9 protein-coding genes are annotated in these 12,834 nt (G+C 63.7%); all 9 read right to left on the reverse strand.

Annotated elements, in window-relative coordinates; translation table 11 throughout:
- Positions 1 to 107: 107 nt before the first annotated feature.
- Positions 108 to 1,319 carry a pectate lyase family protein gene (locus EYW47_RS34035; protein WP_133199208.1) on the reverse strand — a complete coding sequence of 404 codons (1,212 nt, stop codon included), beginning with the start codon at positions 1,317 to 1,319 and terminating at the stop codon, positions 108 to 110.
- 26 nt (positions 1,320 to 1,345) lie between these two features.
- A complete protein-coding gene (gene glmS, locus EYW47_RS34040; protein ID WP_133199209.1) occupies positions 1,346 to 3,163 on the reverse strand; it encodes a glutamine--fructose-6-phosphate transaminase (isomerizing) in 1,818 nt (605 codons plus the stop codon).
- A gap of 78 nt (positions 3,164 to 3,241) precedes the next feature.
- Positions 3,242 to 4,333, reverse strand: a complete 1,092-nt coding sequence (locus tag EYW47_RS34045; RefSeq protein ID WP_133199210.1) for an SDR family oxidoreductase — start codon at positions 4,331 to 4,333, stop codon at positions 3,242 to 3,244.
- A 28-nt stretch (positions 4,334 to 4,361) separates the two neighbouring features.
- Positions 4,362 to 6,371 (reverse strand): tetratricopeptide repeat protein, encoded by a 2,010-nt coding sequence (locus EYW47_RS34050; protein ID WP_133199211.1) that lies wholly within the window; start codon positions 6,369 to 6,371, stop codon positions 4,362 to 4,364.
- The gene (locus EYW47_RS34055; protein WP_240764036.1) at positions 6,364 to 7,557 is read right to left on the reverse strand and encodes a KpsE/RkpR family capsule polysaccharide export protein; all 1,194 of its coding nucleotides are present in this window, start codon (positions 7,555 to 7,557) and stop codon (positions 6,364 to 6,366) included. The genes EYW47_RS34050 and EYW47_RS34055 overlap by 8 nt, the downstream gene beginning before the upstream one ends.
- Entirely contained in the window at positions 7,517 to 8,236 is a 720-nt protein-coding gene (locus EYW47_RS34060) for a P-loop NTPase family protein (RefSeq protein ID WP_133199212.1), read from the reverse strand. The genes EYW47_RS34055 and EYW47_RS34060 overlap by 41 nt, the downstream gene beginning before the upstream one ends.
- A 7-nt stretch (positions 8,237 to 8,243) precedes the next feature.
- Positions 8,244 to 9,617 carry an ABC transporter permease gene (locus EYW47_RS34065; RefSeq protein WP_133199213.1) on the reverse strand — a complete coding sequence of 458 codons (1,374 nt, stop codon included), beginning with the start codon at positions 9,615 to 9,617 and terminating at the stop codon, positions 8,244 to 8,246.
- Positions 9,618 to 9,626: 9 nt separating this feature from the next.
- Complete coding sequence (locus EYW47_RS34070) at positions 9,627 to 10,658, reverse strand: polysaccharide biosynthesis/export family protein (RefSeq protein ID WP_165976750.1); 1,032 nt, start codon at positions 10,656 to 10,658, stop codon at positions 9,627 to 9,629.
- 80 nt (positions 10,659 to 10,738) lie between these two features.
- Positions 10,739 to 12,829, reverse strand: coding sequence for a glycosyltransferase (locus tag EYW47_RS34075; protein ID WP_240764037.1), 2,091 nt, complete (start codon positions 12,827 to 12,829; stop codon positions 10,739 to 10,741).
- Between the last annotated feature and the right edge of the window lie 5 nt (positions 12,830 to 12,834).

Here is a 12,834-nt window from a genome sequence, read left to right on the forward strand (position 1 = left end):
ATGGAGCACTTTCGGCAGTGCGGAGTGCATGCGTTTGCCCATGCCTGCCGCGAGGATCACAATGTTCACGAGTATGTCTGTATGGGTGTGTGGGTGGAACTTCACCGTTACTGACAAGACGTTCTTGGCGTCTGGCCACCGGTATTGCCCGCGAGTTGACGGATTTCCTCCGCGAGCTTTGGCGTTGGTGTGTCGTACTTATAGCAATAAGGCGGAGCCGGCACCTTCTCCGGCAGATAGCTCCCCAACACGGCCCTGGCGTCACCAAGATAGAGATTGTCTCTGACCGAAAGATAGGCACGATAGTCGCGCCCTTCCCCATAAAGTTGGGCCGACCGCTCAAAATTCTTTTGGTCCGATCCCCCGTTCGGCAAAGCGGTTCTCGATGGTGCGTCGGCAATGTATTTGCAGTAGTTGGCGTTCACGCCTTCCACCGTGGGGAAGAACTTCGGCTCCACACAATCTCGATTCGACACGTTGCTGAATATATTGCCCTCCACCAACGCCCGTGCCTGAAGACTGAAGCTCATGCCATAAAAATCCCAGTTCTCGAGCAGATTGTTGAAAATATGAAACGTGCCGAACTGCGCGCGCGGATTTCGCTGTACGGTATTCAGGAAATAGCAATGATGGACGGTCACGCGCGCCACCTTGTCACGATCATAGTTAGCGAATAAATCCTTCGACGTAATATTGTTCAACAGCATCACTTTGTCGTCGTCGTGGAACTTGATCCATGACACCGTCACGTCCGTCGAGCCATTTTTTACGTTGAGCAGGCGATCTGCGAACCGGGAAAGATCGAGATGATCGATCCAGACATTGTTCGAGTAGTTGGCCACATTGATCGCTTGCGAAAACGTCCGCAACCGCCCGTCAATGGTCAGATGCGTGACAATCACGTTGCTGCTGCGGTAAATGCCCAGACCATAGTCAAGCAGCGTGACGCGATGCCCTCGGCCATCGATCGTCACGTTGCCAGGCACATGCAGTTGCGACAGCAACGTTATGGTCATGTCCGATGCAAAGCGGATCCACCGCGGCCTGTCGACGTTTGCGAGCGCTTCCCGCAGCGTTCCCGGTCCCGCGTCCGCCGACGATGTCACGATCACCACCTCTCCGCCCAGGCCGCCCGTTGCCGCGCGCCCATAGCCCTCGCGCTGCGCAAGCAGGCTGGAGACGAACGGACACTCGGCGCTTGCGACCGTGCACGCACTCGTGGGATCGGCGAACGCCGCGCGCGATGCCGCGGCCAGTGCAAGGCAGACAAGCAGCCACAACCGCAAGGCCCGCACGATGTTGCCAACATTGATCGTCATGAACGTTACCTGTATGGAGCGTCAAACTATTCGACCGTTACCGACTTCGCCAGATTGCGCGGCTTGTCAATATCGGCACCGCGCGCGCACGCCGTGTGATACGCGAGCAACTGGAGCGGCACCGTGTACAGGACCGGCGAGAGCGGCCCATAGTGCGCCGGCAGGCGGATCACATGGATGCCTTCTTCGCTTTCGAGCTGCGTGCCCTTATCCGCCAGAATAAAGAGCTCGCCACCGCGCGCGCGCACCTCCTGGATATTCGATTTCATCTTCTCCTGCATGGCGTCGTCCGGCACGATCGCAATCACGGGCATCATTTCGGTCACGAGCGCAAGAGGACCATGCTTGAGTTCTCCGGCTGGATAGGCCTCGGCGTGGATATAGGAAATCTCCTTGAGCTTGAGCGCGCCTTCCAGTGCGATCGGATATTGCAGTCCGCGCCCGAGGAACAACGCGTTCTCCCTGGCGGCGAGCCTCGCCGACCACGCAACGATCTGCGGTTCAAGCGCGAGCGTCGACGTCAGCATCTGCGGGAGCCCGTGCAACTGCTGCAGATACTGCGCCTCGTGCAACGCCGTCACATGACCGCGCTGGCGCCCGAGCGTCACCGCCAGCATGAAGAGCGCCACCAGTTGCGCGGTAAACGCCTTCGTGGACGCCACACCCACCTCTTGCCCCGCCTGGGTCAGAAAGCGCGTGCCGCAAAGCTGCACCATTGCGCTCGACGGGACGTTGCAGACCGTGAGGGTACGTGTCTGTCCGAGCGACTGCGTGTACTTGAGTGCGGCCAGCGTGTCGGCCGTCTCGCCCGACTGCGAGATCGTCACGACGAGCGCGCGCGGGCTCGTCATCGGCTCGCGATAGCGATACTCGCTCGCGATCTCGACGTCGGTTTTGATCTTCGCGATCGATTCGAGCCAGTACTTCGCGACGAGTCCCGCATAGTAGCTCGTGCCGCACGCGAGGATCTGCACGCTTTCGATGCCGTCGAACGTCGCGGCCGCGGCATCGCCGAACAACTCAGGCACGAAGGCTTCGACACCGCCTGTCGTGGCGGCCACCACGCCGGGTTGCTCGAAGATTTCCTTCTGCATATAGTGCTGATAGCTTCCCAATTCCACCGCCGAGTTCGCGATGCGCACCTGCTGCGGCTGACGATCGACTGGCTCGCCGTTGCGCGCCACGATGCGAATCGTGTCGCGCGTCAGTTCGCACACGTCTCCCTCGTCGAGAAATAGGAAATGTTCGGCCTGGTCCGTGAGCGCGAGCGCGTCGGAGGCAAGAAAATTGCCTTCCGCGCCGGCGCCGATGATCAACGGCGATCCCTCGCGTGCGCCGACGATAATATGCGGCGCGTCTTCATGAACCACCGCGATCGCGTAGGCACCGCGCAGACGTTGAACGGCCTCGCGCACCGCGGTGAACAGATCCCCGTCGTAGAGACTATGAATCAAATGGGCGATCACTTCCGTATCGGTCTGCGACACGAACGCGTAACCTGCATCGGAGAGTTCCTCGCGCAACGATTCATAGTTCTCGATGATGCCGTTGTGGACCACCGCAAGCGCATCGCAGGAAAACATCGGATGCGCATTGCGGATTTCAGGCGCTCCGTGCGTCGCCCAGCGCGTGTGTGCGATGCCGCTCGTGCTTTCGAGGCGCGCGCGGCGCAGACTCGAATCGAGATGTGACACGCGCTCTATGCTGCGCATCCGCTCGAGACCGCGCTTCGAATTCACGGCCACGCCGCACGAATCGTAGCCGCGATACTCAAGACGCCGGAGACCCTCAACCAGCACCGGAACAATATTCTCCCGTGCAACCGCACCAACAATCCCGCACATGATTTTTCTCCCCTTCCCGTATTGGGGCGTGGCTTCACGCCCATGCTTGTGTGTTATCGACTGACGCGACGTGCCGGTTCAAACAGCGGCCTTCTCTCCGGTAACGAATGCGAGGTACCAGGGAAGCGCCTCTGTCATGCCCCTTTGGAGATCGAAGAGCCCGGAGAAGCCCAGATCCCGCACCGCATTCGATACATCGGCTTGCGAGTGGCGCACATCACCGGCGCGGAAGGGTTTGTATGCCGGCCGCTTCCCGTAGTGAATACCGTGCGTGGCGAGCCCTGCCTGGATGATCGAGAAGAGGTCATTGAGCGTGGTGCGGCCGCCCACTGCAACGTTGTATACCTTGCTCGCGGTGAGTTCCCCGAGCAGCGCGGCACGCAGATTGGCCTGCACGACGTTACCCACGTAGCAGAAGTCGCGGCTCGTTTCGCCATCTCCGTTGATCTGAACGTCGTCTCCTGCCAGCATCGCGGCGATCCATTTCGGAATCACCGCGGCGTAAGCGCCGTCCGGGTCTTGCCGCGGGCCAAACGCGTTGAAGTAGCGCAGGCCGATCGAATGAAAACCGTAGGTCCGCGAATAGACGCTCGCATAGAGCTCGTTGACGAGTTTCGTCACGGCATATGGCGAAAGCGGATTGCCGATGCGCTCCTCGCGCTTCGGGAGGTTGGGCTCGTCGCCATAGGTCGAGCTGGACGCGGCATAGACGAAGCGTCGTACGCTGGCTACGCGTGAGGCGTCGAGCATCGCGAGAAAGCCAGACACGTTGACGTCGTTCGTCGTGTTCGGGTCCTTCACTGAACGCGGAACCGAGCCGAGCGCCGCCTGATGCAGGACGTAGTCCACGCCGGTGACCGCCTTCGCGCAGGCGTGCGCGTCCCGGATGTCCGCTTCATGGAAGTCGAAGCGGCTCCAGACCGCCTCGCCGACCCGTTCCCGCACTTCCAGGAGGTTGCGCCGGTGGCCGGTGGCGAAATTATCCAGACCGCGGACTTCCTGACCGAGCAACAGTAAAGTCTCCACGAGGTTGGAGCCGATAAACCCCGCGGCCCCGGTGACGAGCCAGCGAAACCGGTTTCCCTGCAGAAAGGTCCGCAGCTCGTTTTGCGTTTCGTCGTTCAGCCACGACGGCAGGTTGGTATTCAAAGTCGTTTCGTTCCGCTTCATCAGTGCATCTCCACGTTTTGTTCAATACTCAAGTTGCCGAATCCTTTGCAGTGGACGACACAACGTGCCGCCACAGTCCGCCGCTCAGGCGCAGGTTTTCCGGGCGCCCGGCGATGTGGACGCGCAAGTGCGCGAGCCACGCGTGCTGCCATCTCACGACGTAGTCTTCAAGTGTCTCGTTCTCGAGCGGTTCGGGCAGCCGCTCGAGCGTGTGGGTAATGCGGCCTTGCTCCCATTTCGGCGCGTAGAAGAGCGAAGGGAGGCCGAGGCGATAGCACGCGCGTGCAGCAAAGCTCGACCACGTGATCTCCTGGCCCTCGAACGGAACGCGCGCGGCCGCCGGATTCAGCGCGCCGTCCACGGCAAGGCATACGGCATGCCCCTCCTGAAGCGCCTTGAGGCTGGCCTTCACCACCTGGACCTCGGTCCTGTCGCTTGTCGAGATCAGCGAGCGCGCGTAGTGGCTGCGGCTGATGCCCGGCGTCGATGCAATCCACCGCGATGGAATGTCGAGCAGATCAAGCGCCATCAGTCCGCCATACATCGGCCCCACGTGTGCCGTGGCGACCACGAAACCCCGTCCGCTCTCGCGCAGCGGTGCAAAGAACTGCTCGGCCTCGTCAAGGTCCGAGAGCAATTCCATGGCTTCTTCCGCGCGGTCTTCGCGGCATTCGAGCCAGTCGAGCAGCAGATGGTCGGCAAGATAGCCCCATTGCGCCGCGCGCTCCCATGCTTCGCGTGTCATCGGCTCCTGCGCCTGCTGCTCGCCTCGCAGCGCCCACGCCCAGTCGAGGCGGGCGCGCGGCACCGTCACCGTGGCTGCCTGCGCGTCGATCCGCGCGAACGCCTGCTCGAACGTGGCGGGCATGCCGGCCGAACGGCGGCTGATGAACGCGTCGAGCAAATTGGCCGCTTCTTCCATGCGGCCCGCCTGGGTCAGCGCACCCGCCGCCGCGCGCTGCCAGCGCGCGTGCTCCGGATTCGCGTGGGCCAGATGCAAAAACTGCTCAGCCGATTGCGCATGATTGCCGGAATGGCGCAATGCCCGCGCGTACATCGCGCGTATGTGTTCGAGCCCAGGCGCGAGCGTGGCGCTCTTCTCCAGAAACGACACCGACTGCGCAAAGCGCCCGGCGCGCAATAGCGTTTCGCCATAGAGCGAGTTGAGCCGCAGATCGTCCGGCGCGATTTGTACGCCCACCGCGAGGTGCTCGAGCGCCGCGACCAGACGATCGTCGTGCGTCCCGCGCGCGAGGTGCGCCTGGGCGAGTTGCGAACGCAGCGCAGCGCTATCGTGACCGGCGCGCAAGGCGTTGCGCCCGACGGAGATGGCCGCGCCGGTCCTGCCGTTGCTGAGCAGCGCACGCACCGCGACGCTCGCGACCCGGTGATTGGGCGCCTCGATCTTGGCGGCGATGTTTGCCGCGCCGGCAAGATCGCCTCCGCGCAGCAGCGCGGTCATCCAGACATGCGCGTCGCCAGGGGCCTGCGTGGCGGCGCCGATCGACTCGCGCGCCAGCTGGGCCGCCGCAGCCGTCTCGCCTGCCAGTGTGCGCAACTGAATACGCGTCGCCAGCAGCGAGCCGTCGCCGGGCGCAGCGCGTGCGGCTTCGTCGACATGAGCGATTGCCTCGCTCCATCGTTTGAGCCGCGCGAGCACACTCGCATAGCTGCGCCGATCGTCGCTGCTCTCGGGATAAGCGCGCACCAGCAAGTCGAGCACGCGCGCCGCATCGATCAATGCGCCAGCCTTCACAAGCGGAGCGACCACGAGGCGCCGCAAATCGGCGCGTCCCTGCGCCTCGCGAATCCGCTGAGGATCGAGACTGTCGATCGCGGCCATGAAGCCCCTCGAGCGGATCAGCGCGATCGCCTTCAGAACGCCGGCATTGGCGTCGAGCTCACCGCCGCTGCGTTCGATCTCCTCGAGCAGCGCGAGGCCGGTTTCCCATGCTTCAGCGCGAATCGCACGCTTCGCGGCGTCGAGCGGCGAGACGGCGCGCTCACTTGCGCCGCGTTCGGCCAGTGGCTCAGCCATGGTGGAACTCCCGGTACAGCGCCGCGGCCATACGCACGGCGAACGCGAAGACGAACCCCGCCGCAAGCGCCTCGATCAGCAACACGTGCGTGTTGGGGCTTCCAGGGCGCGCCTCCGGCACCGGGCGCGCAATCACGCTGAGGTAGCGTTGCAGGCGCAGGGTGTCGATGAACGCCTGCTGGTAGTTCTGCCGCGCCGATGTGAGATTCTGGTCCGCGAAGGTCTGCGCATTCAACAGCGCCTGATAGGACTTCAGACGGCTCGCCTCAGTATTGCCGCGCCCGCTCATGCGCGCGCGCACTTCGTTGAGTTGCTTCTGCAGCGCGCTCACCTGCATCTGCGCGGGCTGCAGCATAGGATGCTCAGGATTACTCAGCGCCCGAACCTTGTCGAGATTGATCTTCGCCGTGTTGAGTTCGGCCTCCAATTGCGCCGAGAGGTTCAGCAGCATGCTGGCTTCGGCCTGCGGATCGATATTGCCGTTGCGCACCCGCCAGTCGGCGAGCGCGCCACGAGCATCGATTGCCTCTTTCTCCGCGCGCGCCACGGCGTCCTTGCTGACCTTGAGCGTATCGGCAATGCCTTCCTGGTCCATCTTGTTGACGAACTGCTGGGCCAGTTCGATCAACCCATTCGAGATCGCGCGCGCGTCGGCCGGCGAGAAGGCGCTAACGCGCAATACATCGATCTGCTCGATCATGTTGTACGAGACATCGACCGCGTCGAGATAGGCGCGATAAAGTTCGTCCTCGCCGGCATCAGGTGAGAGCCGGTTGACCGGGTCGATGCCCGTGTAGACGAGGTACTTGCGTAGCCCGATCTTGCTATCGAGCTGGCGCATGCAATCACGCGAGCGGATGAAGTCGGCGACGGCCCAACCGTCTACGAATCCACCCACCGCGCTACCGCCGTTACCGCTCGAGAGCAGGCTCCCCGATGCGCCCTGCACGGAGGACTGTACCGCGCTCGAACGCACCGAGAAGCGCGCTTCGGCACCAAAGCGCGGCGCCGCGAACGCAAACGCGTAGATCGCCGCCAACACCACGGGGACGAATACGAGACCGAGCGTGACGAGGCGCTGGCGGCGGCGCCCGCGCAACACGTGCTCGCGCACCTTCGCGCGCTGCGAGATCGGCAAATCCGCGCTAGACACCGAACTGGTCGGCAGCGCCGACGTCGACGACATTGGCTTCGCCTGACTCGCCGGACTCGCTGCGAGATCTCCGGGGAGGGAAGCGGCGGATGCATTCTCCGAGGTCATCGTCGATCCGAAGGCCGTATTGCTCATAGACCAAACCCTTGGTGCAGTAATCCATCATTTGCTGATGACGGTAAGTTGATAGAAGTAGCGTGCGTCCCACCAGCCGCTCTTCGAACAGCGCGAGCCACAGGTTCGTGAAGCGGCAGTCCTCGAACGGGATCGCCCCTTCGACGATGTACACGTCGAAATCCGGTGCGAGCGCGAGCGCGAAGGAGAATTCCTGGCGTACATAGAGCGGCCAGTGCTCCATCGGCCGCGGCAGATATTCGGGGCTCGTCAGCAGGTCCGACACCAGCTCGACGCAAGGTGTGGGCGCCATGCCGTAAAGCGCACACACGAACTCGATCATGCGCAGTCCCGTAGCCTTGCCGCGCACGAAGCCTTGCCGCCCGAGCGGCCACGAAACGAGGCCCCTGCGATCGACGAACCCATCGCGCGGCGGCCGCAGGCCCGCGATGACGTCGACAATGGCCCGATGAAACTCCGGCCTGCGCGAGAGCAGTGCATAGCGTCCGCGCGGAATCCACAGGTCGACATCCTGAAGCAGAATTTGCTGCGTCCCGAAGATGCGCGGAGCGTCCGTGACGCCGTTCAGATAGATCATGACTCGCTCACATCGGTTGCACGCGGGTCCGCGCGATCCGCTCCATGGCCACGCCGAGCACAGCCAGCAAGACCAGCGCAGTGACGAAATACGTGAAGCTCGCGTCGTGCGACGTGTAACTGTCGAAGTACGACGACCTGAGCAGCTGCATGCCATGCGCGAATGGCGACCACAAAACGTACTTCCGATATTGCTCCGGCAACTGCTCGGAGACGAAGAAGACCGACGAGAACAGCTCCAGGCATCGCTCGATCACCGGCGCAAATCGCAAGAAGAAGTGCCACGTGCTGGCGATGCATCCGAAGATCAACCCTATTGCGACGCCCGCTCCGCCCATCAGGACGACATAGGCGATCGCCCCCGACCAGCGCACAGGCAGCGTGATGAGACCGATTCCGTGGCCGACGCCGATGAGAATGGCGTACACGCTGAGGTAAATGGAGATGAACAGGCATCCTTGCACGAGCGCCACGGAAAGCGGCTTGACGGGCTCCAGGTTGATGAGCCAGCGGGCCGCGACGTAGCTCGTGCTCGTGCGAAACACCGTCTGCCGGAACATGATCCACGTCGTCGCGCCCAGCAACGAAAACGTGGGCACGTCCATGCCGAGCACGTAGTGCGTTCCCATCAGGAAGTAGAGCGAAGAAATCAGGCTCAGCAGCACCGCGGGGCCGACCACGGACCACAACAGCGCAATGCGGCTCTCGTTCTGGAGGATGTGCAGCTGAATCCGCAGCAGCGGCGCAATGCTCGCCAGCCACGACTGCAGTGTGCCGGGCTGGGCGCAATGTTGCCGGGCATGAATACCGGCGAGCCGCTCGCGCAACAGCGCGACTTCGCGCTCCTCCTGCGGCTGCAACGCGATATCGAAGGCGACATCCTCGGACGAGGCGCGGCGCCGCGCCTCGCGCACCTCCTGCTGTTTGCGCTGCTGTGCGCGCCGATCGAACCCGTCGCACAGCCGTGCGTTGTCTGCGTCGAGCGTTGCAGGTGCGTAGCCTGCCATCAGCACGTCGACACCCGCGCGGATATCGGCTTCGAGCAGTCGCACGACCATGCGCAGCTGGCGCCGGCGAAAATCCGCGAGCTCGGGCGGCGCGCCATCGCGCGCGAGTTCCGCGTCAAGCTCACTCTCGAGCGCATCGTAGATGCGTCGCCGCCCAGCCACGCTTTCGCGCGGCGCGCTGGCGAGTGCATCGAGCACGCCGCTCAGGACGTTGCGCACGTCGTCCGAAGCTGTCCAGCCGGAGCGAGCGCCGTGCAAACCCGCCGACGCGCCCGAAGCAGCGCTGGCAGCGGCAATCGCGTTGGCGGCCGCGCCGTCGGCATGCCGTGCCGTCCGGCGTTCGCGCCAGTTCTTGATCCGATCCTGATTGCTCATGCCCGCCCTTCACTGCGCCATGCTGGACACGGAGCGCGCGGTGCCTAGCGTTGCACTGAAGGCCGAAAGGACCTTCTGAATCTGCGTAAACGGCGCGTCCGAGATATAGATCGCATCGCCGCCGTGCACCGAGAACTTGCCGGCGAGCACCATCTGCTCGGGCTTCGTGAAGTCGAACTGATAGATGACCGGGCGGGCGTCGGCAGCAGCCGCAACGGCATCGGGGCGAATGCGCAGCAAGAAGACCGCCTTCGGATTGGCGAGCGAATCGCTCAGGCCGCGCGAATCGCCGAGCGCGTCGAGCACGGTGTAATTGCGCTTGCTGAGCTTGACACTGGATTGAGCGCCCGCGGCACCCAACACGATCAGATTTTCTACGACGTTGTGGACGACGACCGAGTCACCGGCGTGCAACGCGATGTCCTCCGCGCTATTTCGATAGACGTCGGACAGGCGCACCGATGCGCTCTCGCCGTGCCGTCGGACCGTGATCGCGAGCTGCTCCGGATTCATCTGGTTCGGCGCGGCCTGGCTTAGCAGGCCGCTCAGGCGCCGGGCGCCAGGCGCGATCGGATAGACGCCGGGCTTGCCAAGATCGCCCTCGATTGTCACGGTCTGCCCGCGCCGCTCTGTTCGGCGCACACTGACATCGAGCCCCACCGTCACGCGGCTCAATCGCCGCTCGATTGCATCGCGCAACCCGGCTGGCGTCAGGCCTTGCGCGCGCACGCGGCCGACCTGTGGAACGTAGATCGTGCCGGCCTCGTCAACGACCATCTCGCCCATGTCCGTCATTCCGCCCGTTCCGTTGGCAAAGACGCCCACGCCGTCGCGCCCCCACAGCGAGATATCGACGCCGTCGCCCGGAGCCAGCTTTTCATCGTCGATCGGCTGCGCCTGCAGGAAATCGGCCGGAAAGCCGGCGCTGCCCGCAACGCGAGAGGCAAGCGCGAGCGCCGGCGTTACACTGATCAGCTCAATGTCGTTACGATCGCGCGACGCCTGCACTTCGCTCAACAGCGGGCCGCTACGCGGGACCACACAGCCCTGCAAAACACAACAGAGGCAAACAGCCAGGGTCATGATCAGGCGTTCAGGAATACCAACAAGCGGGTACAGCATCAATTCATCACCAGATTTTCGAGTTGTTCCGCACACTGGCGACGTGCCTCCACCGGATCGTCGCGCCGGCACAGGTCCATAAACGTTTCGAGCATGGTCTCCACCGAAAAGTGCTCGGTGGCACGCCGCTTTGCCAGTTCCCTCACGGTTGCGTCCGCCTGCGCGCTCAGGACAAGGTGTTCGATCTTCGCGCAGGCGTCGTTCAGGTCGGGGTTCTCCGCGCACGCCAGCAGATGCCCGGTCACGCCGTCTATGAAGCACTCACCCGCCCCGCCCGCCGGCGTCGAGACCGTACAGATGCCGAGCAGTTGCGCCTCGATCAGAACGTTCGGTAACCCTTCATGCCGGGACAGCAGCACTTTGACATCCATCTTCGAATACCAGAACCCCACATGCGATGAGAGTCCAGCGAGCAGCAGGCGGTTGGCAATACCAAGCTCGGTAGCCAGCGCGTGAGCCTCCTCTCCGAAACGACCGTCGCCCACGATAACGAAGCGTGCAAGCGGGCGCCGCTTCAGGTAGCGATGCGCCAGCTTGATCCACAGCAGCGGCCGCTTGTCTGGCTCGAGGCGAAACACGCCGCCGATCGTCTCGGTCGCGTCCGGCGTGCGCTCGACGAACTCCGTCCACTTGCGCTCGTCGTGCTCCGAGGCGATCGCGTTCATTTCCGGCACGCCGTTGTAGAGAATGCGGAATCGCTCGAGCGGCAGCCCCAGCCATTGCGCGTACTCCCGCGCGCCGGTCATGCTGTTGCTGACGAAATCGACACCCGGCACCTCAGCGATGGCGCGATAGAATGCGGCGTACTCGGGACGGTTGCGCTCCTGCCGGATATTCGGCGGCAACCCCCGAAACACGAGATGAATCGTCGGCACGCCTGCCAGAAGCGCGGCCAGTGCGCCGAACAGACAAGTGCCGTCCTGCCAGAGGCTCACGACGTCGAACGCATGCTCGCGCAGATACGGGGCGAGGCGCGTGACACCGTAATGCACCTGCGGCGGCAGGCTGCCGAGCATGCGCAGCAGGTCCGCGTCGAGAATGTCCTGGTGCGCAGTCGAAACTGCCGGCATCGAATTGATTTCGGATACCTTGACATTTGCGTCACGCAACATACCCAGAAAGAAGTCGAGCCGTTGCGGCCGGTCGACGCGTGCAGGCTCGGAGTGCTGCTTGACCAGTACTTCCACGGCGCTCACGGCGTATTCGCTTGCGTCGACAGCCTCAGACGCGAGACGCTGCAGATGAACGGCGAGCCGCGATAGTTGCCGCTCCGCGCCGCCAGGCCCCAGGCTGCCCGTCACGAGCGCGACCGACGCGGGTTTGCCGCGTTGCGGTGGCGACACGACGCGATCGCGAAAGCGCAGGATCGCCTGACGCATCGCGGCAATCTTGATGTCCTGTCCCTCCAGATCCGCTGCGGATTCGAATCGACGGTAAAACGTGTAGTCGTCGATGATCTTCGCAACGAGCTGCCCCGCCTTGCTCTCAGGCGCGAGCCCAAGCGCGACGGGTTCGATGATCTGGATCGCATCGGCAACCATGCCGCGCTTGACGAGGCGCTTCGCGAACGCCACACGCAGATCGCGCCGGTCGTGCTCCGCTATGAGGCGCCTGAACAGCGCATCCGAAGCCTCATGTGCCTTGATGTCGGCGAGGAACTCCGCGCGGGCCAGCGTCTTGCGGGAATCGTCCGGCTGCTCGGGAAAGTAGCGGTCCGCTAGCGCCATGGCCTCCTCCACGCGCCGCTCCTTGAAAAGCCGCGTTGCGTAGTGACGCGCCACGACGAGATCCTCGGGACAGTCGCGAAGCAGATCGGCCCATTGCGCGAGCAGGCCCGTGCTGAGGCCGGTCCTCTCCTTGATCTGCAGCATCGCGATACGCACCGTCATGTCGTCTGGCGCCTGCGCCGCCAGGCGTTCCGCCTCGCCCAGATGCTTGCGCGCATTCTGCAGCGTTGTGCTGGCGGCGAGCAGGCCTGCCAGTTCCTCGTGCAGCGACTGTAAGCCGGCAGGTGTTTCAGTGCTGGTCCGGGGCCGCTGCGGCGTGCAGGCCGCTTCGGGCTCAACGGGCGCCGGCACCACCTGCGGCACCGGGG

The sequence above is a fragment of the Paraburkholderia silviterrae genome, assembly GCF_004353915.1.
Lineage (GTDB): Bacteria > Pseudomonadota > Gammaproteobacteria > Burkholderiales > Burkholderiaceae > Paraburkholderia > Paraburkholderia silviterrae.

Coding starts and splice junctions, on each gene's coding strand:
- EYW47_RS34035 (WP_133199208.1), bottom strand. CDS start 1,319: ATGACGATCAATGTTGGCAACATCGTGCGGGCCTTGCGGTTGTGGCTG.
- glmS (WP_133199209.1), bottom strand. CDS start 3,163: ATGTGCGGGATTGTTGGTGCGGTTGCACGGGAGAATATTGTTCCGGTG.
- EYW47_RS34045 (WP_133199210.1), bottom strand. CDS start 4,333: ATGAAGCGGAACGAAACGACTTTGAATACCAACCTGCCGTCGTGGCTG.
- EYW47_RS34050 (WP_133199211.1), bottom strand. CDS start 6,371: ATGGCTGAGCCACTGGCCGAACGCGGCGCAAGTGAGCGCGCCGTCTCG.
- EYW47_RS34055 (WP_240764036.1), bottom strand. CDS start 7,557: ATGTCGTCGACGTCGGCGCTGCCGACCAGTTCGGTGTCTAGCGCGGAT.
- EYW47_RS34060 (WP_133199212.1), bottom strand. CDS start 8,236: ATGATCTATCTGAACGGCGTCACGGACGCTCCGCGCATCTTCGGGACG.
- EYW47_RS34065 (WP_133199213.1), bottom strand. CDS start 9,617: ATGAGCAATCAGGATCGGATCAAGAACTGGCGCGAACGCCGGACGGCA.